We start from the raw sequence: 26516 nt of genomic DNA, 5'->3' as shown, positions 1-26516 counted from the left end.
GTCGCTGCTGGGCACGCTGGCCCTGATCGGCACGCCGCTGTTCTCCGGTTTCTATTCCAAGGACAGCATCATCGAGGCGGTGCACTTCAGCACCCTGCCGGCCGCCGGCTTCGCGCACTTCGCGGTGCTCGCTGGCGTGTTCGTCACCTCGTTCTACTCGTTCCGGCTCTACTTCCTGGTGTTCCACGGCAAGGAGCGCTACGACCAGAATCCGGATGCCCACCATGATGACCATGGCGACCACCACGACGACCATGCCCATGGCCACGGTGATGGCAAGCCGCACGAGTCGCCCTGGGTGGTGACAGTGCCCCTGCTGCTGCTGGCCATTCCTTCGGTCGTGATCGGGTTCATCACCATCCAGCCCATGCTGTTCGGTGACTTCTTCAAGGACGCCATCACCATCAACACCACGGCCCATCCGGCCATGGCGAAGTTTGCCGAGATGTTCCACGGCCCCCTGGCCATGGCGACCCACGCGCTGTCGACCGCGCCGCTGTACCTGGCCCTGGCCGGCGCGGTGTGCGCCTGGTACATGTACCTCATCAACCCCGCGGTGCCGGCCGCCATCGCGCGCGCGCTGCGCCCGGTGATCGTGGTGCTGGAGAACAAGTACTACCTGGACTGGTTCAACGAGAACGTGCTGGCCCGTGGCGCACGCGCTCTTGGTGTCGGCCTCTGGAAGGGCGGCGACCGGGGCGTGATCGAAGGTGGCGTGGTCAACGCCAGCTGGAAGCTGGTGGGTGTGGTGTCCTCGGTCGTGCGCCGCGCGCAGACCGGCTACCTCTACCACTACGCGCTCATGATGATCGTGGGCGTGCTGCTGTTCATGACGTACTTCGTCTGGCTCGCCAAATAAGAAGAGGGATAACAAGATGGGTTTGCTGAGCCTTGCAATCTGGACGCCGATCTTCTTCGGTGTCGTGCTGCTGGCCCTGGGCCGCGACGATCAGGCGCATGTGGTGCGCTGGATCGCGCTGGTGGGCGCCATTGCCGGCCTGGCCGTCACCGTGCCGCTGTACACCGGCTTCGAGTTGGGCACAGCGGCGATGCAGTTCGTCGAGAAGCGCGCCTGGATCGAGAATTTCAACGTCAACTACCACCTGGGTGTGGATGGCATCTCGCTGTGGCTGGTGTTGCTGACCGCCTTCATCAACGTGGTCGTGGTGGTGGCGAGCTGGGAGTCGATCACCTCGCGCGTCAACCAGTACATGGGCGCCTTCCTGATCTTGTCTGGCCTGATGATCGGCGTCTTCAGCGCACAGGACGCGATGCTGTTCTATGTCTTCTTCGAAGCCACGCTGATTCCGATGTACCTCATCATCGGCATCTGGGGCGGACCGAACAAGATCTACGCCGCCTTCAAGTTCTTCCTGTACACCCTGCTGGGCTCGCTGCTCATGCTGGTGGCCCTGATCTACCTGTACACGCAGTCCGGTGGCAGCTTCGCCCTGGCCGACTGGTACAAGCTGCCGCTGGGCGGCACCGCGCAGACCCTGCTGTTCTTTGCCTTCTTCGCGGCCTTCGCCGTGAAGGTGCCGATGTGGCCAGTGCACACCTGGCTGCCCGACGTGCACGTGGAAGCGCCCACCGGCGGCTCCGCCGTGCTGGCGGCCATCATGCTCAAGCTGGGCGCCTACGGCTTCCTTCGCTTCTCCATGCCCATCCTGCCCGACGCTGCGCACGAATGGGCCTGGCTGATGATCGCGCTCTCGCTCGTGGCCGTGATCTACGTGGGCCTGGTTGCCATGGTGCAACAGGACATGAAGAAACTCGTGGCCTACTCGTCGGTCGCGCACATGGGCTTCGTCACCCTCGGCTTCTTCGTCTTCAGCGACCTCGGCGTGTCGGGCGCGATCGTGCAGATGATCGCTCACGGCTTCGTCTCGGCGGCCATGTTCCTGGGCATCGGCGTGCTGTACGACCGCGTGCATTCTCGTGAGATCGCCGACTACGGTGGCGTGGTCAACACCATGCCCAAGTTCGCGGCCTTTGCACTGCTGTTCACCATGGCCAATGCCGGCCTGCCAGGCACCGCCGGGTTCGTGGGCGAGTGGATGGTCATCATCGCCGCCGTCAAAGCCAACTTCTGGATCGGCCTGTTGGCCGCCTCGGCCCTGATCTTCGGTGCCGCCTATTCGCTGTGGATGTACAAGCGCGTCTATCTCGGCAGCGTGGGCAACGACAACGTCAAGGCCCTGGTCGACATCAACGCGCGCGAATTCCTGGTGCTGGCCGTGCTGGCGCTGGCCGTGCTCTACATGGGTGTCTATCCCAAGCCCTTCACCGATGTGATGGATGCGTCCGTGGCCGAATTGCTGCGCCACGTGGCCATCTCCAAACTGAACTGAGCTCACGCTACACGAGAGAACGCTCACATGATTGACAAGCTCAGCTGGGTTGCGGCCTACCCAGAAATCCTTCTGATGACGATGGCCTGCGTGATCGCGCTCGTCGATCTCGCGGTGAAAACGCCGTTGCGCGGTGTCACCTATGGCCTGACCTTGCTGACGCTGGGCGTTATCGCGGTGCTGCAAGGCCTGGCCGCCACGTCGGGCAACACCGTCTACGGCTTCGGCGGGATGATCGTCAGCGACCCGATGGGCAACTGGCTCAAGTGCTTCGCGTCCATCGCCATGATGGTCACCTTCGTGTACGGCCGCGCCTACTCGGGCCAGCGCGACATGCTGCGCGGTGGCGAGCTCTTCAGCCTGGGCATGTTCGCGTTGCTCGGCATGTTCGTCATGATCTCCAGCCACCATTTCCTGGTGATCTACCTCGGCCTGGAGCTGCTCACCCTCTCCAGCTACGCCCTGGTGGCGCTGCGCCGCGACGACGTGAAGGCCACGGAAGCGGCCATGAAATACTTCGTGCTGGGCGCGCTCGCCAGCGGTTTCCTGCTGTACGGCCTGTCCATGGTCTACGGTGCCACCGGCTCGCTGAACCTCACCGAAGTGATGCTCACCATCGCGGGTGGGGACGACACGCTCGTGGGCTCGCCGCAGGTGCTCACCCTCGGTCTGGTGTTCGTGGTCGCAGGCCTGGCCTTCAAGCTTGGCGTCGTGCCTTTCCACATGTGGGTGCCCGACGTGTACCACGGCGCCCCGACCGCCATCACCCTGATGATCGGTGGCGCGCCCAAGCTGGCCGCGTTCGCCATCGTGATCCGGCTCTTGGTCGAGGGCCTGCAACCTCTGGCCGTGGACTGGCAGCAGATGCTCGCGGTGCTTGCCGTGCTGTCGCTGCTGGTGGGCAACCTCGCGGCCATCGCGCAGAACAACCTCAAGCGCATGCTGGCCTTCTCGACCATCGCGCAGATGGGCTTCCTGATGCTGGGCCTGCTCGCGGGCGTGGTGCAGGGCGCCGACGGCCTGGACAGCAGCAACATGGCCAACGCCTACGGCTCGTCCATGTTCTACGTCGTCACCTACGTGCTGACCACGCTGGGTACCTTCGGCGTGATCCTGCTGCTCTCGCGCAGCGGTTTTGAATCGGAGAACATCAGCGACCTCGCCGGCCTGAACCAGCGCAGCCCGCTGTACGCCGGCGTGATGGCCGTCTGCATGTTCTCGCTGGCTGGCGTGCCGCCGCTGGTGGGTTTCTACGCCAAGCTTGCCGTGCTGCAGGCGCTGCTGGCATCGAGCGCCGCCTTCTATGTGGGCCTGGCCGTGTTCGCGGTGATCATGTCGCTGATCGGCGCGTTCTACTACCTGCGTGTTGTCAAGATCATGTACTTCGACGCGCCCACGCAGACCGCCGAAATCGAGGCCGGGCTCGACGCGCGCGCGGTGCTGTCGGTCAATGGCCTCTTGGTGCTGGTGCTCGGCATCGTGCCCGGTGGCCTCATGACCCTGTGCGCCCAGGCCGTGGCGCAACTGCTGGGCTGAGCGCGTTGGCGATGCACCGGTGAACTTGCCGGTGCCCGCCGGCTCACACCGTTCCATGACCCACACATTCTCTGTCTGGCTGGTGCTGATCACCGCCTTCGTCGCGGCCAACCTGCCTTTTCTCAACGATCGCTGGCTGGCCGTGCTGCCGCGCCGTGCGCCCAAGACCCTGTGGATGCGTGTGGGTGAATTGGTGTTGCTGTACTTCGTCGTCGGCGCGCTGGGTCTGGCGCTCGAACGCGACGCGGGCCAGATCGCCCCTCAGGGCTGGGAGTTTTACGCGACCACGGGCTCGTTGTTCCTGACCCTGGCCTTCCCCGGCTTCGTCTACCGCTACCTGTACCGCCGCCGCGGCTGAAGCCCCATCCGCCCATGGCCGACGACAGCCACCTCCGAGAAACGCCGCTGTCGCGCACCGAGTTGCTGCGCGGGCATTTCCTGCACGTGGTGCGCGACACGGTGCGCATGCCCGACGGCGCCCAGGCCACACGCGAGTTCGTGCTGCACCCGGGCGCGGTGATGGTGATCGGGCTGCTGGACGACGGCCGTGTGGTGATGGAGCGGCAGTTCCGCCACCCGATGCAGGCGGTGATGATCGAGTTTCCCGCCGGCAAACTTGACGCGGGCGAGGGCAGCCTGGCCTGCGCGCAGCGGGAACTGCTTGAGGAAACCGGCTACAGCGCCCGCGAATGGGCCTTCGCCGGCCGGCTTGCGCCCACCATTGCCTATTCAGACGAAGTCATCGACATCTGGTTCGCCCGTGGCCTCACGCTGGGTGAGCGTCGCCTCGACGAGGGCGAATTCCTGGACGTGTTTGCCGCCACCCCGGCCGAGCTGCAAGCCTGGTGCTTCAGCGGTGAGGTGATCGACTGCAAAACCCTGATTGGCTCCATGTGGTTGCAGAACGTGCAGCGCGGTGAATGGGTTCTGCCATGGGCTGCCTCGCCGGGCGGGGCGGATGCGGGAGAATCCGGCACATGAAAGTCCTCAATCTGCAGTGCGCGCATCAGCACGAATTTGAAGGCTGGTTCGGCTCCGAAGACGACTACACCAGCCAGCTGGAGCGCGGCCTGGTGTCGTGCCCGATGTGTGGCGATGTGCACATCCAGAAGAAACTCTCCGCGCCCAGGCTGAACCTGCGCGCTGGCCGCCGCGAGACCCCGGCAGGGCCGGCGGCGGGTGCGGCGGTGGCCATGAGCAACCACGGCGGACAACCCGATCTGGTGGCCATGCAGGCGCGCATCATGCAGGCGCTGCGCGAGGTCATGGCGAACACCGAAGACGTCGGTGAACGCTTCGCCGACGAAGCCCGGGCCATGCACCATGGCGAAGTCGAACATCGACAGATCCGTGGCCAGGCCAGCCCGCAGGAAGCGCTGGAGTTGATGGAAGAGGGCATCGAGGTGATCGCCTTGCCTTCGGTGCCGGGGATCAAGGAAACCTTGCAGTAGCTGGGGCTCCCCCCTGCGCCGCTGCGCGGGGCCGGCGCAGCCGCCCCTCGCTGTCTCTCGAGGATGCGCCCTGAGCGCCGCAACTTTTTCTTCGGCAACCCCGAAGTCCTATCTCCGAAGCGCGTGTCGTGCTCCAGAGATGCCGTGGAACCGGCTTCGCCGGGCCACAGGCATCGTCCCCCCTCCAAGCGCCGAAGGCGCGCCAGAGAGGGGGGAAGCCGCGAAGCGGCGCAGGGGGGTGTTACGGATACAGCCCGCGCAGGTCGCGCGCGTGCAGGATGCGCTTGCAGGCCACGATGAAGGTGGCGGTGCGCAGGCTCACCTTGTTCTCGTCGGCCACCTGCCACACGGCGGCGAAGGCGTCCTTCATGATCTTGACCAGGCGGGCGTTGATCTCGTCCTCGCTCCAGAAGAAGCTGGAGAAGTCCTGCACCCACTCGAAGTAGCTCACCGTCACGCCGCCCGCGTTGGCGATCACGTCGGGCAGCACCAGCACGTTGCGTTCATGCAGGATGTCGTCGGCCTGCGGCGTGGTCGGGCCGTTGGCGCCCTCGATCACCATGCGCGCCTGGATGCGTCCGGCGTTGGCCTCGGTGATCTGCGACTCCAGCGCCGCCGGAATGAGGATGTCACACGGCACGTCCCAAAAGGCGTCGTTGGCCATCACTTCGGCACCAGCAAAACCAGCCACCGTGCCGGCGCGCTTCACATGGTCCAGCAATGCGGGCACGTCGAGGCCGGCTTCGCGGTAGATGGTGCCACCATGGTCCTGCACCGCGACCACCTTCGCACCGGCTTCGGCAAACAGCTTGCCGGCCACACCGCCCACGTTGCCAAAGCCTTGCACGGCCACGCGCGCGGTGGCCACGTCCAGGCCGATGCGGCGCGCCGCTTCGACGCCCACGGTGAACACACCACGGCCCGTGGCTTCGCGCCGGCCGAGCGAGCCGCCCAGGTCCACCGGCTTGCCGGTGACCACGCCGGTGGCGGTGGCGCCTTCGTTCATCGAGTAGGTGTCCATCATCCAGGCCATGATCTGCTCGTTGGTGTTCACGTCCGGCGCCGGGATGTCCTTGGTCGGGCCGATGATGATGCCGATCTCGCTGGTGTAGCGGCGCGTCACGCGCTCGAGTTCACCGATCGTGAGCTGCCGCGGGTCCACGCGGATGCCGCCCTTGGCGCCGCCATAAGGCACGTTCACCGCGGCGTTCTTGATCGACATCCACGCTGAAAGCGCCATCACCTCGGACAGCGTCACGTCCTGGTGGAAACGCACGCCGCCCTTGCCCGGGCCGCGCGAAGTGTTGTGCTGCACACGGTAACCCTCGAAGTGGGCCACGGTGCCGTTGTCCAGGTGAATGGGCACGTCCACGATCAGCGTGCGCTTGGGCCGCTTGAGGGTGTCAACCCAGCGCGCCAGAGGCCCGAGGTAGGGCGCGACACGGTCCACCTGCTGCAGGTAGACGCCCCAGGGGCCGAGGTGCTTGGGGTCGAGGTAAGAGGGAAGGGCTTGCGTGAAAACGGCCGGGGCGCTGGTGGCGCTGCCGGCCGGACGGGGCGGTGTTTGTGACATGGAAGATTCCTTGTGGGTTGTGACCCATGCACCGATGGGCCAACACGCGGAAGCTTACGGAGATGGTCTCGTCATGTCCAAGGCCATGATGCCATTGTGTTATGCATCGTTTGCATACTTGGGCCTTTTGATGGCAGACCGCTCAGGCGTTGAACTGCAGCGCCGCCAGCCCGGCGTACACGCCGCCTTGGGCCACCAGCTCGGCATGCGTGCCTTGTTCCACCAGCCGGCCGTGGTCGAGTACCACGATGTGGTCGGCCTGCTGCACGGTGGCCAGGCGGTGGGCGATTACGAGGGTGGTGCGGTCCTTCATGGCCGACTCCAGTGCTGCCTGCACCATGCGTTCGCTCTGCGCGTCCAGCGCGCTCGTGGCTTCATCCAGCAGCAGCAGCGGCGGGTTCTTGAGCATGGCGCGTGCGATCGCGATGCGCTGGCGCTGCCCGCCCGAGAGGCGCACACCGCGCTCGCCCAGGAAGGTGTTGTAGCCCTCGGGCAGTTGTTCGATGAACTCGTCGGCGAAGGCCGCGGCCGCCGCTGCGCGCACCTCGGCATCGCTCGCGCCAGGCTTGCCGTAGCGGATGTTTTCCATCGCGCTGCTGGAGAAGATCACCGGGTCCTGCGGCACGATGCCGATGCGCTGGCGCAGCGCGTGCAGGTCGAGCTGGTCGATCGGCACGCCATCGAGCCGGATGCCGCCCCGCGCCGGGTCGTAGTAGCGCAGCAGGAGGCCGAAGACCGTGGTCTTGCCCGCGCCGCTGGGGCCGACCAGCGCCACCGTCTTCCCCGGTTGCACCGCCAGAGAGAACCCGCTGAGTGCCGCCTGCGTCGGGCGCGAGGGGTAGTGGAAGGTCACGTCGTCGAAGGCCAGCGCGCTGCCGCCTTGCGGCGCCGCGGCCTGCAGGGGCCGCGTGGGCGACTGCACCGGCGATTGGCTGGCCAGCAGCTCCATCAGCCGTTCGCTTGCACCCGCGGCGCGCAGCAGGTCGCCATACACCTCGCCCAGCACCGCCACCGCGCCCGCCAGGATGATGATGTAGACGACCGTCTGCCCCAGGTGCCCGGGCGTGATGGTGCCGGCCAGCACCGCCTGCGTGCCCTGGTACAGGCCCCAGAGCAACAGCGCCGCGGTGCTGATGATGATGAAGGCCACCATGCCGGCGCGGGCCTTGGTGCGGCGGATGGCGGTGGTGAAAGCGTTCACGGTCGAGTCCTTGAAGCGCTGTGCCTCGCGGTCTTCGGCGGTGTAGCTCTGCACGATGGGAATGGCGTTGAGCACCTCCGCCGCGATCGCGCTGGAGTCGGCCACGCGGTCTTGGCTGGCGCGCGAGAGCTTGCGCACGCGCCGGCCGAACCACATGCTGGGCAGCACCACCAGCAAGATGATCAGCAGCACCTGCAGCATCACGTAGGGGTTGGTCCACACCAGCATGATCAGTGCGCCGATGCCCATCACGCCATTGCGCAGGCCCATGGAGAGCGAGGAGCCCACCACGGTCTGCACCAGCGTGGTGTCGGTCGTCAGGCGCGAGAGCACCTCGCCGGTCTGGGTGGTCTCGAAGAACTGCGGGCTCTGGCGCAGCACATGGCTGTAGACCGCGTTGCGCAGATCCGCCGTGATGCGCTCGCCCAACCAGCTCACGAGGTAGAAGCGCGCGGCGGAGAACAGGCCCAGCGCCACCGCCACGCCGAAGAGCTCGAGAAAGTGGCCGCGCAAGCCCATGGCCTGCGCGCTGCGATCACCCGCCACCAGGCCGCCATCGATCAAGCCGCGCAGGGCCACCGGAAACAGCAGCGTGGCGACCGCCGCGAGCACCAGGAACAGCATGGCCAGCGCGATCTGCGTGCGGTAGGGCCGCATGAAGGGCCGAAGACCTCCGAGCGAGGTGGGCGATTCGGCTTTGGGGCGGTCGGAAGAGGGGGTGGGCATGGTGCAGAGTGTGCCGGGTTTGGTGGTCGGGCGCGAACACGGCCGCGATGCTAGGATGCCTTCCAATTTCTCAAAATCAAGGGGGCGGGGATGGCACAGCAGGACGAATTCGCGCCCACGGTGGCGCTGGCGGACGAGCCTGCGCCGGTGCAGGCGCTTGACATCCGGTTCACCGGCTCGGGCAGCGAGTACTTCCGCATCTGGATCGTCAACCTGCTGCTCACCCTCGTCACCTTCACCCTGTACGCGCCGTTCGCGCGCGCGCGGCGCATCGCCTATTTCCAGAACAACACCCTGGTGGGCGGCGACCCGCTGGGTTTCCACGCCGACCCGCGCAAGATGTTCCGCGGCTACCTGCTGATGCTGTTGCTGGGCGTGGGTTACTGGGCGGTGTCGAACTTTCAGCCCGAGCTGGCGTGGGTCGCGCTGCTGGTCTTCATGGCGCTGTGGCCCGCCCTGTGGCGCGCTTCGCTGCAGTTTCGCCTGCGCAACACCAGCTGGCGCGGCGTGCGCCTGAGCTTTGTGGGCGACCTGAAGGGGGCGTACCTGAGCATGCTGCCCTTCTTTCTGCCGGCGCTGGCCTTTGTGCTGTTCCTGCCCGAAGTGACCGAAGGCGAGGAGATGGCGCCCGAGGCGGGGCGGCGCGCGGGCATCGTGATCGGCTCGGTGGTGCTGCTCTTCATGGCCCTCGTGCCCTGGCTGATGGCGCGCATCAAGCGGTACCAGCACGGGGGCTATGGCTTCGCGCAGCAGCGCACGCGGCTGACCAGCAGCAACTGGCGTTTCTACGGGCTGTTCCTGAAGACGGGGGGCGTGAGCCTGGCGGTGGGCCTCGTGGGCGCCGCGCTGGTCGCGCTGGTGCTGTTCGTGCTGGCGCGCGGCATGTTCGGCGAGCTGGCCGCGGGCCAGCGGCGGGCCCTGGTGGCGCTGGTGGTGCCGGTGGCACTGGGCGTGATCTACCTGCTGATTCCGCTGGTCAGCGCCCCGTACTTCGGCGCGCGTTTCCAGGACCTGCTGTGGAACGGCACGCGCAGCGAGAAGATCCGCTTGGGCAGCGCGCTGCGTTTTCGCAGCCTGTTCCGCGTCACCCTGGTCAACTGGTTGCTGATCGTGGTCACGCTGGGCCTGTACTGGCCTTTTGCCAAGGTGCGCACCGCGCGCCTGAAACTCCAGGCCATGTCGCTGGAGGTCGATGGTCCGGTGGATCAATGGCTGGCGAGCGCGCAGCAAGCCGGCACAGGGGTGCTGGGCGACGCCGCTGGCGACTTCTTCGGCATGGACATGGGCCTCTGATGGGCGCAGCGCCTGCCTCGCTCCACAGCCAGTGGTTCGACGGTCGATCGCCCAGGCCGCACGCGGTGACGCTGCGGGTGGAAGCGGGCGAGTTGCTGATGCAGGTGGGCGAAGACACGCGGCGCTACCCGCTGGCGCGCGTGCGCTGGCCCGAGCGGCGCACGCACGGCCAGCGCCAGGCCGAGTTGCCCGATGGGGGCCTGATCCAGCACGCCGATGCGGCTGCGTGGGACGCCTGGGCGCAGGCCAGCGGCCTGCAGGACAGTGCGGTGGTTCGCTGGACCCAGAGCTGGCGCGCCACGCTGGTCGCGCTGGCGGGTTCGGCGGTGTTTCTGGGGGCCGCCTGGTTGTGGGGCGTGCCCTGGTTGAGCCAGGCGCTGGCGCACCAGGTGCCCGATTCGCTGGACCGGCACGTGGGCCAGCAGAGCTTGCAGCAACTGGACCGCCTGTTCCTGCGGCCCAGCCGCTTGCCTCAGAAGCAGCAGGACGAGCTGCGCCAGCGCTTCAAGGCGCTGGTGGATCGTGCCTACCCGCAGGGCGATGCGCCGCATTGGGAACTGGCATTCCATGCCTCGCCCGTGCTGGGCGCGAACGCCTTTGCGCTGCCAGGGGGGTACCTGGTGATGACCGACGAGCTGGTGCAGCTGCTGCACGACCAGCCCGATGCGCTCGTGGGCGTGCTGGCGCACGAACTGGGCCACGTCGAGCACCGCGACGGGCTGGACATGGTGGTGCGCGCGAGCCTGATCAGTGCGCTGGTGGGGGTGGTGCTGGGCGATGCCAGCGGATTCCTGGCGACGGTGCCCGCAACCTTGGCGACCCAGGCCTATTCGCGCGACACCGAGCGCCGCGCGGATGCGCATGCGGCCCGGCTGATGCACGCGGGTGGCGTGCCGCCGGCGGCCATGGCGGTGTTCTTCGAGCGCATGCTTGCCAAGGCCGACTCGGACGCGACTTCGCAGGACGATGACGACGAGCGCGTGTCGTTGCCCATCGCCATCGGAAGCCATCCGGATCACGCGGAGCGCATCCGGTTCTTCCGCGAGTGGCGGGCGGATTTCTAGCGCCGGGTTGCTGGCCTGCGAGTCACGGCGGAGCAAGACTCAGAGCACCAAGCGCTGCACATACCCCGTCATCTCCAGGTACCCGCGCCCCACCGCCTTGCCATGTCGGTCGATCAAATCCGACAGACCTTCCCAGTACACGGTGCCGGTGCTGGCGCGGCTGTCGAGTTCCTGCGGATCGATGACCGCCTTCACCGTGTAGGTCTCGCCCGGCGTGCGCACCACCCACTCCACCGGGTAGCGCGCGCGCGTGAGCGGGCTGGTCCACCAGCGCCGGGGCTGGAAGTCCACCTCGGCCGGGCTGAAGCGGGCGATGTCCGTGCTGCTCTGCGCGCTGCCTGCTGCGCGGAACGAGCCCCCGGCCCAGAGCTTGCTGCCGTCCTTGCGCCGCAACTGAAACGCCGTGAGGCTGTGGCCATCGAACAGGTTCATGCCGATCCAGTCCCAGCCGACCGCCTCCGGGTGCAGCAGGGCCTCGCTCCACTCGTGGTCCAGCCACGCAGTGCCGCGCACCTCGAAGCGCTGGCCTTGCAGCGCCAGCGTGCCCTGCACGGCCAGGTGCGGCTGGCTCACATAGAAGCTGGCCTGCGAGGCGTCCGGCCCCTTGCGCGAAAACCCCTGCTCGCCCTGCAGCAGCCAGGCTTGCCGGGGCACCGCCTGGAGATCGATGCCGAGCTCATCGCCCACCACGCGAGCGGTGTAATGGCCGCCGCCGGGGTGGCGCTGCAGCGACCAGTCCCGCAGCACCACATGCGTGTCTTCGGCGCTGGCAAACACACCGCGCTCCAGTGCCTGCACCGGTGCCTCGCCGTTCCAGCGCGCGATGCGCTGGTCGTGCAGCAAGCGCCCGCCCTGCACGTCGGTGATGGCGGCGTGCGCGAACAGCAGCTGGCGCGCCGCCAGCGCGCTGCGCAAGCCCTGGGTGCCGTCCACGCGGCTGCGGAAGAAGGTGACCTGAAAGCCGAAATCGCGCCCCGCTGCGTCCCTGGCCTGGCCGGTGAGGTACCACCACTCGGTGCGCGTCTCGTTGTGCGTGCCGTGGTCGCGGGGGAAGTGCAATGCACGCGGTCGCAGCGCCTCACCCGGGCGGTGCACCGGCTGCGCGTGAGCCGCGGGCCACGCCAACCCCGCCGCACCCTGCAGCAGCTGCCTTCGCGACGGGCGCCAGGGTTGGTTCATGGCGCCTTCAACCCAGCAGGTGCGCCCGCACCTGAGCCAGCGCAGGCGCGGTGTCGCCGAATCGCTGCAGCGCCCAGGCCGGGTCGAAGTAGGTCTGGCGGTAGCGCTCACCGCTGTCGCACAGCAGCGACAACAGGGCACCGCTTTCGCCGCGCGCCTTCATCTCCTGCGCCAGTTCGAGCATCGCCACCAGATTGGTGCCGGTGGACGGGCCCACGCGCCGGCCCAGCAGGTCGGACAGGGCATGCATCGCCGCCAGCGAATCGCCATCGCGCACTTCCACCATGCGGTCGATCAGGCTGGGGATGAAGCTGGGCTCCACGCGCGGGCGTCCGATGCCTTCGATGCGCGAGCCCGGCGCGGTGAGCGTGCTGTCGCGCAGCCGGTGGTAGGCGCTGAACACCGAGCCCGTCGGGTCGGCCACGCAGAGCTGGCTGGCATGGCGCCGGTAGCGCAGAAAACGGCCGATGGTGGCGCTGGTGCCCCCCGTGCCCGCCCCCACCACGATCCAGCGCGGCACCGGGTGGCGCTCGTGTGCCATCTGCTCAAACATGCTCTGCGCAATGTTGTTGTTGCCGCGCCAGTCGGTGGCGCGCTCGGCGTGGGTGAACTGGTCCATGTAGTGGCCACCGGTGGCCTTGGCAAGGGCCTGGGCAGCGGCGTACACCTCGCAGGCTTTCTCCACGAAATGGCAGCGCCCGCCGTAGTGGGCGATCTGGTCGAGCTTTTCCTGCGAGGTGGTGCCCGGCATCACGGCGATGAAGGGCAGGCCGAGCAGGCGGGCGAAGTAGGCTTCGCTCACGGCGGTGGAGCCGCTGGAAGCCTCCACGATGGTCGTGCCTTCGTGCACCCAGCCGTTGCACAGCGCGTAGAGAAACAGCGAACGGGCCAACCGGTGCTTGAGGCTGCCGGTGGGATGGGTGGACTCGTCCTTCAGGTAAAAGTCGATGCCGTGCGCGGCCCAGCCCGGCAGGGGCAGGGCGATGAGGTGGGTGTCGGCGCTGCGGCAGAAGTCGGCCTCGATGCGGGCGATGGCCTGGTGAACCCAGGGGGTCGAAGGGGTCATGTCGGTGAGCGGCGGAGGTGTCAAGGCAAGAGGGAGTGGGGCATTGTGTATTACCAGTCTTCCTTCACCGCACGCACCGCATCGCGGCTGGCGGCGGCCTGGCCGGCGAGCCAGGCGGTCAGCGTGCCGGCCACCACCACGGCAGCGCACAGCGCGAGCAGGCGGGCCCAGGGCAGCACGAGGTCCATGGTCCAGTGAAAGCTCTGCGGATTCACCACATGCACCAGCACCACGCTCACGGCCAGGCCAAGCGCCAAGCCGGCGAGCGCGCCGAGCACCGTCCAGGCCAGGCCTTCGAGCGCCACCACGCCCAGGATCTGCGAGCGCGTGAGGCCCAGGTGCGCGAGCAGGCCGAACTCGCGCCGGCGCGCCAGCACCTGCGCGCTAAAGCTCGCGGCCACGCCGAACAGGCCGATGCCGATCGCCACCGCCTGCAGCCAAACGGTGACGGCGAAGCTGCGGTCGAAGATGCGCAGCGAGTTGGCGCGGATCTGGCCGACCGAGGCGAACTCGATCGCATCGGCCGCGCCCTGTGCCTGGGCCCATGCCCGGATGCGCTCGCGCACCGCGTTTTCATCGGCACCCTCGGCCAGGTGCAGGGCGAGGTCGTTCACCCGCGCATCGCCGGTGAGGCGCACGAAGTCGGCGCGGTCCATCACCACGCTGCCGTGCTGGCGCGCATAGTCGCGCCACACCCCGGCCACAAAGAAGCGCGTGCCGCGCACCTGCGGCTCGGCAAAGGCCTGGGCGAGTGAGGGCAGCCAGCCACCCGGTCGGGCGCCGTACAGGTCCACCATGGCCTCGCTCACATACACCGTGACCACGCGCTCCCCCTCGGGCACCGCGGGGGCGGGCAGGGGGTTGCCCACCAGCGGCAGGCTGAGCGTGCCGCCGGCCGTGCTCTCCAGCGGGCGCGTGAGCAGCGCGATGGCGGGGCGCTCTGGCGCGAGCTGCACGGGGGTGGCGCGCAGCGTGTCCACGCGCGCCACGCCCTCCACCTGGGCCACGCCGGCCACGAACGCCGCCGGCAGGTGGCTGCCATCGCCGCCGCCGCTGCCCACGCTGCGCACATAGAGCTGCGCCGGCAGCACGGCGTCGAGCCAGTGCGTGACCGAATCGCGAAAGCTCGCCACCATCACCGTGAGCGCCACCGACAGCGCCAGGCTCGCCACCACGCCGCTGGTGGCCACGGCGGCGGTTTCACGCAAGCGGCGCGCGCGCTCCACCGCCAGCACCGGCAGCGCGTGGCGGGCGATGCGCGGCGCGATCCGGTCCAGCAGCCAGCCCACGCCCAGCGGCAGCGCCGCGATGCCGCCCACCAGCAGCAAGCCCACCGAGACGTAGGCCGCCAGCGCAATCCCCGCCACCGGCGGTGCCCAGGCCATGGCGGCGGCCAGCAGCACCAGGGCCAGCGCGAGCGTGTGGCGGCGCGCACCGGGCCTCAGCGGCGCGCCCAGGCCCTTGAGCGCCAGCGCGGGCGCCAGGCGTGCGGTGGCCTGCGCAGGCCACCAGCCGCCCACCAGCGCCGCCACCACGCCCAGAAGCAGGTACACCGTGGCCGCGAGCGGGCTCCACAGCAGTGGCGGCGTCACGCCCGAGAAGTAGCCGCCGCCCAGGTCGCCGCCGAGCAGGCGCAGCGCCAGCGCGGCCAGGGCCGTGCCCAGTGCGATGCCCAGCCCGCTGCCCAGCAGGCCCAGCAGGGCGGACTCGGCCAGCACCAGGCGCAGGCGCTCGCGGCTGGACAGGCCCAGCACGCCCAGCAGCGCGAACTGCGGCTGGCGCCGCGCCACCGACAGCGACAGCACCGAAAACACCAGGAAGGCGCCGGTGAACAGGGCCACCAGCGCGAGCACCGTGAGGTTGACACGGTAGGCGCGCGAGAGGTTGCTCACCCGCTCGCCCGACTGCTCGGGCCGCTGCGCGATCACGTTCGCGGGCAGGTCCAGCGCGGCCAGTACCTCGCTGGCGCGCGCGCCGCTGGCCAGGCGCAGGTCGATGCGGCTGAGCTGGCCCACGCGGCCCGTCAGCGCTTGCGCGGCGGCCACGTCCATCACCAGCAGCGGCGCACCCGGCGCGTTCACGCGCCCGGCCACGCGCAGCCGCGGGCCGCTGTGCAACCGCACGGTGTCCTGCCCGGCCAAGGCCTGCTGCGCCGCCGCGTTGAGGAACACGGCATCGGGCGCGAAGAGATCGAAGCGCCGCGAGGTGTTCTCGCCGTCGCTCAGCGGCATCAAGGCCGGCGAAAGCGCTGCCACCACCAGCGCGTCCACGCCCATCAGCTTGGCGCCCAGGCGCTCGCCGTCGCGCACGACGGCCTGCACGGCGTCCTCCAGCACCGGGCTGGCCTGCGCCACGCCGGGGTGCGCGGCCACGCGCGCGAGCAGGGCGTCGTCCAGCGAGCCCTGGCGTGCGCGCAGCTCCAGGTCGGGCTGGCCGTTGACCGAACTCACCGCGCTGGAGAACTCGGCCAGCGCCGAGGCGTTGATCAGGTGCACGGCGAACGCCAGCGCCACGCCCAGCATGACCGCCACCACCGCCGAGGCGTTGCGCCAGGGGTGGTGGCGCAACTCTTGCAAGGAGAAGGTCGAGAGCAGCGCGCGCATGGCGTGGAGCTTAAGCCCATCGCGTTTGGTGGGACAGCGCACCGACGGCCAGCGGCCTGCACGCGTAAGATGGTCCAACGGTTGTCTGGCGTTCACCGATCCCACAGCGCTCCACGCGCATTTGCCTGCCGCAAGGCCGGCCCACCTCTCTCCACACGGTGACCCCATGGTTCGCATTCACCTCGCCATCGATCTGCAATACGAGATCCACCCCCCCGGTGCCGATTTCATCTTCAACGTGCAGGCCGCGCATTCGCCCCAGCAGACCGTCAGCTGGGAGCAGCTGCAGGTCAGCCAGCCCGTGCCCCTGCTCATGCACACCGACGCGGCCACGCGCACGCGCACGTTGCGCCTGAGCGCCGGGCCGGGCCCGCTGTCGGTGCGCTACCGCGCCACGGTGGACATCGAGCACCACGTGGCGCAGCCCGAGAGCGTGTTCGAGACGCCGGTCGCCCAGCTGCCGCCCGAGGCGCTGGCCTACATCTACCCCAGCCGCTACTGCCAGTCCGACTGCGTCACCGCCATGGCCAACGAGCTCTTCGGCCAGCTGCCCATGGGCTACACCCGGGTGCAGGCCATCCAGCAGTGGGTGCAGAGCCAGGTCACCTTCGAGTCGAACACCAGCAACTCCATGACCTCGGCGCTGGACACCCTCAACGACCGCAAGGGCGTGTGCCGCGACTTCGCGCACCTCATGATCACCATGTGCCGTGCGCTCAACATCCCCGCGCGCTTCACCACCGCCGTCGACTTCGGCGCCGACCCGGCCCTGGGCCCGACCGACTTCCACGCCTACGTGGAGGCGTACATCGGCCACCGCTGGTACATCTTCGATCCTTCCGGCACCGCCATTCCCATGGGCTTCCTGCGCATCGGCACGGGGCGCGATGCGGCCGACGCCTCGTTTGCCACCATCTTCGGCGGTGTGGTCACGCACGCACCTCGCATCGACATCTCGGCCCAGACCAGCCCGCAGCACGGCTGGCTGATGCCCGTGCACCGGCCCGAGGCGCTCTCGACCGATGGGGGATGGCAGGCGGGGGGCTGACCCCGCCCGCCCGGCGACCCGCACCATCGGCCCCGGCGCGAGCCAAGCGCTCGTGCGGGGCCCCCCATTGCCGGCACATAGCCGAGCAAATTACTCTGTGAGCCACTTCCCACGCTGCGCGTTTGCCGGTAGAATTCGGTTCGTTTCAAGTAAGAAACACGGGTTTACTAAAGAAACGTTTGGGCGCCCGGGGCGGCCAGGCACTTCAAGGACTGCAGATGAGCGTACTGGGCATCGATCAAATCACCTACGGCGCCGCCGACCTGCCGCGCTGCCGCCAGTTTTTTCTCGACTGGGGCCTCTCGCTGGTGCAGGAATCGCCGCAGGAGCTGGTGTTTGAATCGCTCAACGGCTGCCGCGTGGTCGTGGCGCATTCCGACAAGCCCGGCCTGCCCGCCGGCGTCGAGCCCGACCCCACGCTGCGCGAGGTGGTCTGGGGCGTGGACACGGCCGAGAGCCTGTCGCTCTACCGCAGCCGCCTGCAGGGCCAGCCCGGCTTCGTGGACGCCGAAGGCCGCGTCGGCTGCACCGACCCCAATGGCCTGGCCGTGCGCCTGCAGCTCACGAAAAAGCGCGACGTGAAGATCGAAAGCGCGCTCGTCAACACCTGGAGCGACCGCCCGCGCCGCAACCAGCGCAGCCCGGCCTACGACCGCGCCACCCCGGTCGAGGTGGGCCACGTCGTGTTCTTCGTGACCGACCTCAAGGCCACCGGCGCTTTCTACATCGACCACCTGGACTTCGTGGTCTCCGACCTCTACCCCGGGCGCGGCCTGTTCCTGCGCTGCGCGGCCGAGGGCGGCCACCACGACCTGTTCCTGCTGCAGCCACCCGAGCCGCGCAAGGGCCTCAACCACGTGGCCTTTTCGGTGCGCGACCTGCACGAAGTGGTCGGCGGCGGCATGCACATGTCGCGCAGCGGCTGGAGCACCGAGCTCGGCCCGGGCCGGCACCCGATTTCATCGGCGATGTTCTGGTACTTCGAGAGCCCGGCCGGCGCGCTGGTGGAGTACTACACCGACGAGGACGAACTCACCGCCGACTGGGAGCCGCGCGAATTCACGCCCGGGCCGACGGTGTTCGCCGAATGGGCCATCAAGGGCGGCATCGACGGCCACACCCGCCGCCAGGTGAACGCCGCCGCGCCCAGCGGCCAATTCATGACCGACAAGCCCAAGCCGCCCACGGAATGACGACACCGAAGGAGACACCGCATGCGAACCCCCGACCTGTACAACGAAACCCACCAGTCGCGCACCGCGCCGCCGACCTCGTATGAGGGCCTGCTGGGCGATTCGATCGAACGCGCCTACGCCCAGGGCATCCACGACCTCGAAGGCCTGGTGAAGCACCTCAACGACGCGGGCCCCTCGGGCCCCAATGGCCAGCGCTGGACCGAGCAGTCCTTCCAGCAGGAAATGGCCCGCCTCGGCGCCTGAACCGCGCCGCCCGACCCCAGCCCCCCGCCAGGAGACACGTCCCATGGATACCTCTGTCATCAACGTTCAGCTCGACCCGGTCGACGCCGTCCTCGAAGTCGGCCTCAAGGACCTGTGGTTCCCGGTCTGCCCATCCGGCTTCGTGAAGAACGACCCGATCTCGATCCGCCGCCTGGGCTACAAGATCGCGCTCTGGCGCGACCAGGCCGGCCAGGTGCACGCACTCGAAGACCACTGCCCGCACCGGGGCGCGCCGCTCTCGCTGGGCGTGAACCTGGGCGATCGCCTGGCCTGCCCGTACCACGGCGTGGAGGTGCGCTGCGACGGCACCGTCACCCGCGTGCCGGGCAGCCCCGGCTGCAAGCTCGAAGGCTCGCGCCCCGCGCGCATGTTCCACGCCACCGAAGCGGCCGGCGCGATCTTCCTCTACAACGCGAGCAACCCCATCCTGGACGAAGCGCCCCCGCTGCGCCTGCCCGAGGAACTCACCTCGCCCGAGTGGTCGTCCTTCCTCTGCTACACCGAGTGGGGTGGCGACTACCGCTACGTCATCGACAACGTCATGGACCCCATGCACGGCGTGTACCTGCACAAGCAGTCGCACACCATGAGCGAAGGCGACAGCCAGGCCGAATTCCAGATCCGCGACATCCCCAACGGCTTTTGCTTCGAGAAGAAAGGCCAGCGCGGCGTCAACTTCGACTGGACCGAGTGGATGGACCTGGGCATCCACGTGATGCGCCTGGAAATCCCTTACCCCAAGACCGGCGGCCCCGGCGGCAACTTCACCATCATCGGCAGCTACACGCCGATCAACAACCGCACCTCGGGCGTGTTCCACTGGCGCTGCCGCCGCGTGACCGGCTGGCAGCGCGACACCTGGCGCTTCCTCTACAAGAACCGCCTGGAAGAGCGCCACTGGAACGTGCTGGAGCAGGACCGCGTCGCCGTGGAAAACATGGAGCCCGACGCCAACAAGCGCGAGCACCTGTACGCCCACGACATGGGCATCGTGCGCCTGCGCCGCCACCTCAGAAACCTGGCCAAAGCCCAGCTGGACAAGCCCGTGTGAGAATCGCGGGATGAGCAACAACGCCACCACCCTGCAAGCCTGGGTCCACACCCTGCGTCACGAAGCCGACGACATCATCAGCGTGGACCTGCGTCCCGCCCCCGACGTCGTGTTCCCCCCGTTCACGGCCGGCTCCCACATCGACCTGCACCTGCCCAACGGCATGGTGCGCAGCTACTCGCTGTGCAACAACAGCCAGGAGCGCCACCGCTACGTGGTCGGCGTGCTCAAGGACCGCGCCAGCCGGGGCGGCTCGCGCTGCGTCCACGAGCAGCTGCGCGTGGGCATGCGCATCACCATCAGCGCGCCGCGCAACCACTTCGGCCTGCACGAAGAGGCCGGCCACACGGTGCTGGTGGCCGGTGGCATCGGCGTCACGCCCGTGCTGTGCATGGCGCGCCGCCTCAAGGACCTGGGCCGCAGCTTCGAATTCCTGTACTTCGCGCGCTCGCGCAAGAGCGCGGCCTTCATCGACGAAATCGAAGCCCTGGGCGTGCCCGTGACCTGGCACTTCGACGACGAAAAGGGCGGCCCGCCCGACCTCCCGGCCCTGCTGGGCCGCCGCCCGCCCTCGGCCAGCGAGCACTACTACGCCTGCGGTCCGGCCGTGATGCTGGACAACTTCGAGAAAACCTGCGCCGCGCTGGGCCACGCCAACGCCCACATCGAGCGCTTCGCGGCGGTCGAGGTGGCGGCCGCGGACGACGCCAAGACCCGCTTCACCGTCGAGCTGCGCCGCAGCGGCCAGATGTTCGAGGTCACGCCCGAGACCACGCTGCACAAGCGCCTCATCGAAATCAACGCCGACGTGCCCTTCAGCTGCGAAGAAGGCATCTGCGGCTCGTGCGAGACCAAGGTGCTCGAAGGCATCCCCGACCACCGCGACATGGTGCTGACCGACGCCGAGCGCGCGGCCAACAAGGCCATGATGGTCTGCGTCTCCGGTTGCAAGAGCGACCGGCTCGTCCTGGACCTCTAAGCGACCGCGTCGTCGTCGGCGGCGGCAGTCCCGCACTGCCGCCGCAACTTGCCGAGCACCGTGTACAGCATGCGGCGCTCGTCCCGGCTGAGCGTGAGGATCATCTGCGCCTGGCTGCGCCGCGCCAGCGGCATGATCTCCTGATACAGCGCCTCGCCGGCCTCCGTCATGCGGCAGGTCAGGCCCTTGCGCCCGCGAGGGCCCGGCGTCTGCGTCTGCACCAACCCTCGATCGCCCAGCAGCCGCAGCGCGCGGCTGACCTGCGCCTTGTCGGCCGCCGCGAGTTCCACCAGCTCTGCAAACGGCAGTGAGCCCGCGTGCGCCAGCACCGAGAGGATGCGCCACTCCGACACCGTGAGCTCGAAGCGGTCCGCGTAGGGCAGGGTGATCGCGCGCCGCAGCCCGTTGCTGGTGTGGCTGAACATCGTCGTCAGGAAGTCGTGCACCGCCAGACCGGCGCCGTCGGGCGCCAGGTCCGCCCAGGGGTTGTCGATGTCGTCGGCGCCCGCTTCGGGCGGCGCGGCGGCGGGTTTCTGCAGGGGCTCGTCTTGGGACATGCGGGCATTCTCAGCGAAGCAGCGCGCCCGATCCGCGCCCCGCACCGATCCCGTCGTTGATCCGTCAATTAAATTGCAACAAATTGTGAGAATGCGGGATTTCATCGTTGATCAGTCAACGACGAAGGAATAGGATGAATGCGTTTCCGTTGTAAACCCATGTTTCCAATATGAAACCAACCAACGGCGCGGACGGACACCGGCCTGGACCCCACCCAACGGCATGAATCGCCTTTACAGGAGTGCATTGATGAAAACGGATCGTCGACAGTGGATGGCCTTGGCCCTGGCGGCCACGGCTTTGATCGCGGGTGGCGCAGCCGCCCAGACCTACCCGGACAAGACCATCAGCCTGGTCGTGGCCTATCCGCCCGGCGGCGACTCGGACGCCACCGCCCGCCTGTTCGCCGACAAGCTCTCGCAGCGGCTCAAGCAGACCGTGATCGTGGAAAACAAGCCGGGCGCGGGCGGCACGCTGGGCAACACCTACGTCTCGCGCGCCAAGCCCGATGGCTACACGCTGCTGTTCACGCCCAACCCCTTCACCACCGCACCCATGGTGCTCAAGCTCGCCCCCAGCGCCAGCTACGACGTGCTGCACGGCTTCGAGCCGGTGGTGCTCACGGCGATGCAGTCGGTGCTCCTGGTCACGCACCCCGACAGCGGCATCAAGACCGTGGCCGACCTCGTGGCCCAGGCCAAGGCCGGCAAGCAACTCACCTACGCCAGCCCGGGCGCCGGTTCGCCGATGCACATCGTGGCCGAGTGGCTCAACCGCGCCGCCGGCATCCAGGTGCAGCATGTGCCGTTCCGCGGCGTCGGTCCCATGATTCCCGACATGCTCGCGGGCCGCGTCACCATGGGCTACGCCACGCTGGGCGCCGTGGAAGCGCACCTCAAGACCGGCAAGCTGGTCGCGGTAGCGCTCACCGATGGCGAACGCAGCCCGCTGGTCCCCAACCTCTCCACCGTGGCCGAGCAGGGCTACAAGGACGTCAAGCTCGGCGCCTGGAACGGCATCTTCGCCCCCAAGGGCACGCCGCCGTCCGTCGTCAAGCTGCTCAACGAGCACATGAACGAGATCCTGCGCATGCCCGACGTGGTCGAAAAGATGGCGACCTTCGGCTCGCGCCCGGTGGGCGGCAAGCCCGAGGCGCTGGCCAAGATCAACGCCGACGACCACGCGCGCCTCTCCAAGCTCATCAAAGACCTGAACATCCAGGCCGACTGAGCCCAAGCCGAGGAACATCCATGAGCGAATCCACCCTGGGCCGCGACACGCCGCAGGTCAACGCCCGCGCCAAGGTGCTGGGCCGCGCGGTGTACGCCGGCGACATCAAAGTCGCCGGCATGCTGCACGGCAAGATCCTGCGCAGCCCCTATCCCCATGCGCGCATCGTGAGCGTGGACACCTCGGCCGCGCGGGCCCTGCCCGGCGTCAAGGCGGTGCTCACCGGGGCCGATGCGCCGCGCACCCTGTGGGGCGTGCACCAGAAGGAGCGCCGCATCCTGGCCGAGGGCGCGGTGCGCTTCGCGGGCGAAGAGGTGGCGGCCGTGGCCGCCACCACCGAGGAGATCGCGCGCGATGCGCTCGACCTCATCCACATCGAATACGAAGAGCTGCCCGCGCTCCTGAGCCCCGAGGACGCGCTCGCCCCAGGCGCCAGCGGCGTTCATCCCGGGCGCGGCAACGTCGCGCACGAAATCCGCTTCGAGCGCGGCAGCGTCGAGGCCGGGTTCGCGCAGGCCGACCTCATCCACGAAGCCACCTACACCACCCACGCTCAGTACCCGGGCTACCTCGAACCCATGGCCAGCGTGGCGATGATCGACCCGGACGGCCGCCTGCAGGTCTGGACCTCGACGCAGTCCGTCTTCCTGGCGCGCGCGCGCCTGGCCGCGGCGCTGGAGCTCCCGGTCTCGCGCGTGCGGGTGCAGGCCGCCACCGTGGGCGGGGGCTTTGGCGGCAAGATCGTCGAAGACGACAACCAGCTCGTGGCCGGCTTGCTCGCCCTCAAGACCGGGCGCGCGGTGCGCCTCGTCAACAACCGGCTCGAAGACTTCCAGGCCGCCTGCTCCAGCGTGCCTGAGCGCATCACCCTCAAGCTGGGCATGACACGCGAAGGCCTGATCGTCGCCAAGGACGTGCACATCGTCGCCGACTGCGGCGCCTACTGCGGCCTCTCGCCCGAGGTCATGCATGTGAGCGCCATGCGCAGCGACAACATGCACCGGCTGCAGAACGTGCGCTCGCACGCCACCATGGCCTACACCCACACGCCGCCGCACGGCGCGTTTCGTGGCTTTGGCGGCACGCAGATGCTCTTCGCCCTCAACAGCCACATCCACACCATGGCCGGGCAGCTCGGGCTCGACCCGGTGGAGATCCACCGGCGCAACGCCATCGGGCGCGGCGAGACCTCCATCCACGGCTGGCACATCGGCAGCACCGGCCTGCTCGAATGCATCGCGCAATGCACCGAAGCCATCGGCTGGCAAGCGAAGCGCGCGCGGGCGCCGGGCACGGGCAGCCGTCGCCGTGGCGTGGGCATGGCCGCGGCCATGCACGTCAGCGGCAACCGCACCATCGGCAACTGGGACGGCTCCACCGTCATGATCAAGGTCAACGAAGACGGCCGCCTGGTGGTGCATTGCAGCGAGGGCGACATGGGGCAGGGCGCCATGACCATGCTCAGCCAGGTCGTGGCCCACGAGCTCAACCTGCCGCTGGCCCACGTGCACGTGGTCGCGCCCGACACCGACACCGCGCCCTTCTGCATCGGCACCCTGGCCTCGCGCGTGACCATGGCGGCGGGCAATGCCGCCATCGTGGCCGCGCAGGCCGCGCGCGACAAGCTTTTCGCCCTGGCCGCGCAGATGCTCGGCGCGCGGGCCGACCAGCTGGAAATCGCCGACGGCCACATCCGCGTGCGCGGCCAACCCGGGGCGCAGCGCTCCCTGGCCGAAGTGGCGCGCCAGCACATCTGGCGCCACGGCGGCGAAGGCATCCAGGTCATGGGCAGCTGGGACGCCAAGACCCAGATGCACGACGACCAGGTCCACGGCAACATCGCGCCCGCCTACTCGTTCGCGGCGCAGGCGGTCGAGGTCGAGGTGGACACCCAGACCGGCCAGGTCACGGTGATCGACAGCTTCGTCAGCGACGACTGCGGCAAAGCCCTCAACCCGCTGGCCATCCACGGCCAGACCAACGGCGCCACCGTGCAGGCCATGGGCTGGACGCTCTACGAGCAACTCCAGCTCGAAGGCGGGCGCCTCATGAACGGCAACTTCGCCGACTACAACATGCCCACCGCCGACGCCGTGCCCCTGCTGCGCGGCGGGCTGGTCGAGTCCGACGAGCCCAACGGCCCGCACGGCGCCAAGGGTGCGAGCGAGACCGCCATCCTGCCCGGTGCACCCGCCATCGCCAACGCGGTGTACGACGCCGTGGGCGTGCGCATCACCGACCTGCCCATCACCCCGCAGAAGGTGCTGGCCGCCCTGCGCGCCCTGGAGGAGACGGCCCATGCATGACTTCGACTACCTCGAACCCGCCAGCGTGGCCGAGGCCAGCCGCATGCTGGCCGATCTCGGCGACGAATGCCGCGTGATCGCCGGTGGCACCGCGCTCATGCTCGGCATGCGCCAGCGCATGCTCACGCCCTCGCACCTGGTGTCGCTGGGCCGGCTGGGCGCGCTGCGCGGCATCGCGCTCGACGAGCGCGGCGGCCTGCGCATCGGCGCGCTCACACTGCACGCCGAGGTCGCCGCATCGCCGCTGGTGCGCGAGCGCTTTCCCATGCTCGCCAGCATGGCCGCGCGCGTGGCCAACCCGCAGGTGCGCAACCAGGGCACGATCGGCGGCAACCTCTGCTACGCCGACCCCTCCACCGACCCGCCCGGCTGCCTGCTGGCGCTCCACGCGCAGGTGGTGCTCGCCAGCGCGCGCGGCGAGCGCGTGCTGGCCCTGAGCGACTTCCTGGTGGACTACTACACCACCGCGCTGGAGCCCGACGAACTGCTCAGCGAGATCCGCGTGCCCGCGCTGCCCGCCGACGCAAGCGGCCAGTACGCGCGCTTCCTGCGCACGGCGGCCGAGCACCGGCCCCTGGTGAGCGTGGCCTTCGTCGCGCGTCGCCAGGGTGCCGTCTGCACCGAAGCGCGCATCGCCGTCGGTGCGTCCACCCCCATCCCCGTGCGCCTGCCGCGCGCCGAAGCGTGGCTGGCCGGCAAGACCATCACCGCCGAGGTGGCGGCCGAAGCCGCCGACATCGTCGCCGCCGACATCGAGCCCGTGTCCGACGCCCGCGGCGACGCCGACTTCCGGCGCGACATGGTGCGCGTGGTCGCCCGGCGCAACATCGCAGACCTCTTCGGCCTGCCCCAGGAATAGGAACAGACCCCAGCCATGAGCCAACACCCCATCACCCTCACCGTCAATGGCGAAGCCGTGCAGAGCACCGTGCCCGCGCGGCGCCTGCTCGCAGACTTTCTGCGCGACGACCTGCACCTCACCGGCACCAAGCGCGGCTGCGAAACCGGCATCTGCGGCGCCTGCTCCGTGCTGGTCGACGGGCAGGTCGTCAAGTCCTGCCTGAGCCTGGCCGTGCAACACAGCGGGCGCCACATCACCACCGTGGAAGGCCTCTCGCAGGGCGAGACCCTGCACCCCTTGCAGGAGAGCTTCATGCAATGCGGCGGCCTGCAATGCGGCTACTGCACGCCCGGCTTTCTCATGACCTCGTGCGCGATGCTCGCGGCCAACCCCGCGCCCAGCGAAGACGAGGTGCGCCATGGCCTCAACGGCAACCTCTGCCGCTGCACCGGCTACACCCAGATCGTCGAATCCATCCTCAACGCCGCGGAGAAGATGCGTGGAAATTGAAAAAACCCTGTTGCTCGACGCGCCGCCGGAAGACGTCTGGGCGCTGCTGCTCGACCCCCACGCCATGGGCGCCTGCGTGCCCGGCATGGAGTCCATCGACGTCGTGAGCGAGGACGAGTACGTGGCCGTGATGAAGGTGAAGATCGCCTTCATCAGCGCGCGCTTCAAGCTCAAGACCCGCATCGTCGAACGCGATGCACCGCGCTACCTGCGCGCCGAGGGCACCGGCGAAGACGCGTCCGTCGCCAGCTCGCTCAAGCAGAACAGCGAGATGTGGCTGCAGCCCCGCGAAGGCGGTGGCACCGAACTGCGCATGAAGGTCAAGGTGGACGTGCTCGGCCGCATGGGCACCTTCGGCCTGGGCGTGATGAAAACCAAGGCCGACCGCCTGTGGGACGAGTTCGGGGTGAACGCGGCCGCGCGCCTGGCCGGCCCCGGTGCGGTGGCCGTGGAGACCCCGGCCACCGCCGCGGAAGCGCCACCAGTGCCC

At 68.7% G+C, this 26516-nt stretch carries 23 protein-coding genes and 1 pseudogene; 18 read left to right on the top strand and 6 right to left on the bottom strand.

The window, feature by feature from the left end; all coding sequences use genetic code 11:
• The 6 genes and pseudogenes from KIT86_RS17670 to KIT86_RS17645 form a co-directional block, all read left to right on the top strand.
• Positions 1 to 859 (top strand): annotated as a pseudogene (locus KIT86_RS17670) (NADH-quinone oxidoreductase subunit L); the annotation flags it as partial.
• 16 nt (positions 860 to 875) lie between these two features.
• On the top strand, positions 876 to 2351 hold the full coding sequence (locus KIT86_RS17665; protein ID WP_297400740.1) for an NADH-quinone oxidoreductase subunit M: 1476 nt from the start codon (positions 876 to 878) through the stop codon (positions 2349 to 2351).
• A 27-nt stretch (positions 2352 to 2378) separates the two neighbouring features.
• Entirely contained in the window at positions 2379 to 3887 is a 1509-nt protein-coding gene (gene nuoN, locus KIT86_RS17660) for an NADH-quinone oxidoreductase subunit NuoN (protein WP_297400738.1), read from the top strand.
• 55 nt (positions 3888 to 3942) lie between these two features.
• Positions 3943 to 4245 carry a DUF2818 family protein gene (locus KIT86_RS17655; RefSeq protein WP_297400736.1) on the top strand — a complete coding sequence of 101 codons (303 nt, stop codon included), beginning with the start codon at positions 3943 to 3945 and terminating at the stop codon, positions 4243 to 4245.
• Between the two features lie 14 nt (positions 4246 to 4259).
• Positions 4260 to 4868, top strand: coding sequence for an NUDIX hydrolase (locus KIT86_RS17650; RefSeq protein WP_297400734.1), 609 nt, complete (start codon positions 4260 to 4262; stop codon positions 4866 to 4868).
• Positions 4865 to 5338 carry a DUF1178 family protein gene (locus KIT86_RS17645; protein WP_297400733.1) on the top strand — a complete coding sequence of 158 codons (474 nt, stop codon included), beginning with the start codon at positions 4865 to 4867 and terminating at the stop codon, positions 5336 to 5338. Before KIT86_RS17650 ends, KIT86_RS17645 begins: the two co-directional genes overlap by 4 nt.
• Before the next feature lie 241 nt (positions 5339 to 5579).
• Here KIT86_RS17645 and KIT86_RS17640 read toward each other — a convergent pair whose 3' ends face one another.
• Both KIT86_RS17640 and KIT86_RS17635 read right to left on the bottom strand, forming a co-directional pair.
• Entirely contained in the window at positions 5580 to 6911 is a 1332-nt protein-coding gene (locus KIT86_RS17640) for a Glu/Leu/Phe/Val dehydrogenase (RefSeq protein WP_297400731.1), read from the bottom strand.
• Positions 6912 to 7053: 142 nt separating this feature from the next.
• Positions 7054 to 8838, bottom strand: a complete 1785-nt coding sequence (locus KIT86_RS17635; protein WP_297400730.1) for an ABC transporter transmembrane domain-containing protein — start codon at positions 8836 to 8838, stop codon at positions 7054 to 7056.
• Between the two features lie 90 nt (positions 8839 to 8928).
• Here KIT86_RS17635 and KIT86_RS17630 point away from each other — a divergent pair, with 90 nt between their 5' ends.
• Both KIT86_RS17630 and KIT86_RS17625 read left to right on the top strand, forming a co-directional pair.
• Complete coding sequence (locus KIT86_RS17630; protein WP_297400728.1) at positions 8929 to 10131, top strand: YjgN family protein; 1203 nt, start codon at positions 8929 to 8931, stop codon at positions 10129 to 10131.
• The gene (locus tag KIT86_RS17625) at positions 10131 to 11195 is read left to right on the top strand and encodes a M48 family metallopeptidase (protein ID WP_297400726.1); all 1065 of its coding nucleotides are present in this window, start codon (positions 10131 to 10133) and stop codon (positions 11193 to 11195) included. Before KIT86_RS17630 ends, KIT86_RS17625 begins: the two co-directional genes overlap by 1 nt.
• 39 nt (positions 11196 to 11234) lie before the next feature.
• On the opposite strand, the gene KIT86_RS17620 is transcribed toward KIT86_RS17625, so the two are convergent.
• The 3 genes from KIT86_RS17620 to KIT86_RS17610 are packed head-to-tail and all read right to left on the bottom strand — an operon-like array spanning position 11235 to position 16043.
• Positions 11235 to 12374, bottom strand: a complete 1140-nt coding sequence (locus KIT86_RS17620; RefSeq protein ID WP_297400724.1) for a carotenoid 1,2-hydratase — start codon at positions 12372 to 12374, stop codon at positions 11235 to 11237.
• Positions 12375 to 12381: 7 nt separating this feature from the next.
• A complete protein-coding gene (locus tag KIT86_RS17615) occupies positions 12382 to 13440 on the bottom strand; it encodes a PLP-dependent cysteine synthase family protein (protein WP_297400722.1) in 1059 nt (352 codons plus the stop codon).
• A 50-nt stretch (positions 13441 to 13490) separates the two neighbouring features.
• The gene (locus tag KIT86_RS17610) at positions 13491 to 16043 is read right to left on the bottom strand and encodes an ABC transporter permease (RefSeq protein ID WP_297400720.1); all 2553 of its coding nucleotides are present in this window, start codon (positions 16041 to 16043) and stop codon (positions 13491 to 13493) included.
• A 166-nt stretch (positions 16044 to 16209) separates the two neighbouring features.
• Here KIT86_RS17610 and KIT86_RS17605 point away from each other — a divergent pair, with 166 nt between their 5' ends.
• From KIT86_RS17605 to KIT86_RS17585, 5 genes are all read left to right on the top strand, one after another.
• Positions 16210 to 17091 carry a transglutaminase family protein gene (locus tag KIT86_RS17605; protein WP_297400718.1) on the top strand — a complete coding sequence of 294 codons (882 nt, stop codon included), beginning with the start codon at positions 16210 to 16212 and terminating at the stop codon, positions 17089 to 17091.
• A gap of 218 nt (positions 17092 to 17309) precedes the next feature.
• Positions 17310 to 18284 carry a VOC family protein gene (locus KIT86_RS17600; protein ID WP_297400716.1) on the top strand — a complete coding sequence of 325 codons (975 nt, stop codon included), beginning with the start codon at positions 17310 to 17312 and terminating at the stop codon, positions 18282 to 18284.
• A 21-nt stretch (positions 18285 to 18305) separates the two neighbouring features.
• Positions 18306 to 18530, top strand: a complete 225-nt coding sequence (locus KIT86_RS17595) for a recombinase-like helix-turn-helix domain-containing protein (RefSeq protein WP_297400714.1) — start codon at positions 18306 to 18308, stop codon at positions 18528 to 18530.
• A gap of 43 nt (positions 18531 to 18573) precedes the next feature.
• Positions 18574 to 19602: an aromatic ring-hydroxylating dioxygenase subunit alpha gene (locus KIT86_RS17590; protein WP_297400712.1), complete on the top strand. Its 1029-nt coding sequence runs from the start codon at positions 18574 to 18576 to the stop codon at positions 19600 to 19602.
• 10 nt (positions 19603 to 19612) lie between these two features.
• Complete coding sequence (locus tag KIT86_RS17585) at positions 19613 to 20581, top strand: PDR/VanB family oxidoreductase (protein WP_297400711.1); 969 nt, start codon at positions 19613 to 19615, stop codon at positions 20579 to 20581.
• On the opposite strand, the gene KIT86_RS17580 is transcribed toward KIT86_RS17585, so the two are convergent.
• On the bottom strand, positions 20578 to 21138 hold the full coding sequence (locus KIT86_RS17580) for a MarR family winged helix-turn-helix transcriptional regulator (protein WP_297400709.1): 561 nt from the start codon (positions 21136 to 21138) through the stop codon (positions 20578 to 20580). The two genes, KIT86_RS17585 and KIT86_RS17580, sit on opposite strands and share 4 nt — an antisense overlap.
• A 250-nt stretch (positions 21139 to 21388) precedes the next feature.
• Between KIT86_RS17580 and KIT86_RS17575 the strand changes: the two genes are divergently transcribed.
• The 5 genes from KIT86_RS17575 to KIT86_RS17555 all read left to right on the top strand — a co-directional run.
• Entirely contained in the window at positions 21389 to 22369 is a 981-nt protein-coding gene (locus KIT86_RS17575; RefSeq protein WP_297400707.1) for a tripartite tricarboxylate transporter substrate binding protein, read from the top strand.
• A gap of 20 nt (positions 22370 to 22389) precedes the next feature.
• Complete coding sequence (locus KIT86_RS17570; RefSeq protein ID WP_297400705.1) at positions 22390 to 24675, top strand: xanthine dehydrogenase family protein molybdopterin-binding subunit; 2286 nt, start codon at positions 22390 to 22392, stop codon at positions 24673 to 24675.
• On the top strand, positions 24668 to 25534 hold the full coding sequence (locus KIT86_RS17565; RefSeq protein ID WP_297400703.1) for a xanthine dehydrogenase family protein subunit M: 867 nt from the start codon (positions 24668 to 24670) through the stop codon (positions 25532 to 25534). Before KIT86_RS17570 ends, KIT86_RS17565 begins: the two co-directional genes overlap by 8 nt.
• Positions 25535 to 25549: 15 nt before the next feature.
• On the top strand, positions 25550 to 26026 hold the full coding sequence (locus KIT86_RS17560) for a (2Fe-2S)-binding protein (protein ID WP_297400701.1): 477 nt from the start codon (positions 25550 to 25552) through the stop codon (positions 26024 to 26026).
• A partial coding sequence (locus KIT86_RS17555) for a CoxG family protein (protein ID WP_297400699.1) occupies positions 26016 to 26516 on the top strand: 501 nt, incomplete at its 3' end. The genes KIT86_RS17560 and KIT86_RS17555, both read left to right, overlap by 11 nt.

Origin of the sequence: Hydrogenophaga sp. (assembly GCF_026125825.1) — a bacterium.
GTDB lineage: Bacteria > Pseudomonadota > Gammaproteobacteria > Burkholderiales > Burkholderiaceae_C > Hydrogenophaga.
The sequence above is the reverse complement of the archived record's forward strand: the minus strand, read 5'-3'. Positions and strand labels throughout refer to the sequence as shown.

What these genes read in the sequence shown, in the direction of transcription:
- KIT86_RS17635 (WP_297400730.1), bottom strand. Translation starts at nt 8,838, where the DNA reads ATGCCCACCCCCTCTTCCGACCGCCCCAAAGCCGAATCGCCCACCTCG.
- KIT86_RS17585 (WP_297400711.1), top strand. Translation starts at nt 19,613, where the DNA reads ATGAGCAACAACGCCACCACCCTGCAAGCCTGGGTCCACACCCTGCGT.
- KIT86_RS17640 (WP_297400731.1), bottom strand. Translation starts at nt 6,911, where the DNA reads ATGTCACAAACACCGCCCCGTCCGGCCGGCAGCGCCACCAGCGCCCCG.
- KIT86_RS17630 (WP_297400728.1), top strand. Translation starts at nt 8,929, where the DNA reads ATGGCACAGCAGGACGAATTCGCGCCCACGGTGGCGCTGGCGGACGAG.
- KIT86_RS17620 (WP_297400724.1), bottom strand. Translation starts at nt 12,374, where the DNA reads ATGAACCAACCCTGGCGCCCGTCGCGAAGGCAGCTGCTGCAGGGTGCG.
- KIT86_RS17560 (WP_297400701.1), top strand. Translation starts at nt 25,550, where the DNA reads ATGAGCCAACACCCCATCACCCTCACCGTCAATGGCGAAGCCGTGCAG.
- KIT86_RS17645 (WP_297400733.1), top strand. Translation starts at nt 4,865, where the DNA reads ATGAAAGTCCTCAATCTGCAGTGCGCGCATCAGCACGAATTTGAAGGC.
- KIT86_RS17615 (WP_297400722.1), bottom strand. Translation starts at nt 13,440, where the DNA reads ATGACCCCTTCGACCCCCTGGGTTCACCAGGCCATCGCCCGCATCGAG.
- KIT86_RS17580 (WP_297400709.1), bottom strand. Translation starts at nt 21,138, where the DNA reads ATGTCCCAAGACGAGCCCCTGCAGAAACCCGCCGCCGCGCCGCCCGAA.
- KIT86_RS17625 (WP_297400726.1), top strand. Translation starts at nt 10,131, where the DNA reads ATGGGCGCAGCGCCTGCCTCGCTCCACAGCCAGTGGTTCGACGGTCGA.
- KIT86_RS17565 (WP_297400703.1), top strand. Translation starts at nt 24,668, where the DNA reads ATGCATGACTTCGACTACCTCGAACCCGCCAGCGTGGCCGAGGCCAGC.
- KIT86_RS17650 (WP_297400734.1), top strand. Translation starts at nt 4,260, where the DNA reads ATGGCCGACGACAGCCACCTCCGAGAAACGCCGCTGTCGCGCACCGAG.
- KIT86_RS17575 (WP_297400707.1), top strand. Translation starts at nt 21,389, where the DNA reads ATGAAAACGGATCGTCGACAGTGGATGGCCTTGGCCCTGGCGGCCACG.
- KIT86_RS17595 (WP_297400714.1), top strand. Translation starts at nt 18,306, where the DNA reads ATGCGAACCCCCGACCTGTACAACGAAACCCACCAGTCGCGCACCGCG.
- KIT86_RS17610 (WP_297400720.1), bottom strand. Translation starts at nt 16,043, where the DNA reads ATGCGCGCGCTGCTCTCGACCTTCTCCTTGCAAGAGTTGCGCCACCAC.
- KIT86_RS17570 (WP_297400705.1), top strand. Translation starts at nt 22,390, where the DNA reads ATGAGCGAATCCACCCTGGGCCGCGACACGCCGCAGGTCAACGCCCGC.
- KIT86_RS17605 (WP_297400718.1), top strand. Translation starts at nt 16,210, where the DNA reads ATGGTTCGCATTCACCTCGCCATCGATCTGCAATACGAGATCCACCCC.
- KIT86_RS17600 (WP_297400716.1), top strand. Translation starts at nt 17,310, where the DNA reads ATGAGCGTACTGGGCATCGATCAAATCACCTACGGCGCCGCCGACCTG.
- nuoN (WP_297400738.1), top strand. Translation starts at nt 2,379, where the DNA reads ATGATTGACAAGCTCAGCTGGGTTGCGGCCTACCCAGAAATCCTTCTG.
- KIT86_RS17655 (WP_297400736.1), top strand. Translation starts at nt 3,943, where the DNA reads ATGACCCACACATTCTCTGTCTGGCTGGTGCTGATCACCGCCTTCGTC.
- KIT86_RS17665 (WP_297400740.1), top strand. Translation starts at nt 876, where the DNA reads ATGGGTTTGCTGAGCCTTGCAATCTGGACGCCGATCTTCTTCGGTGTC.
- KIT86_RS17590 (WP_297400712.1), top strand. Translation starts at nt 18,574, where the DNA reads ATGGATACCTCTGTCATCAACGTTCAGCTCGACCCGGTCGACGCCGTC.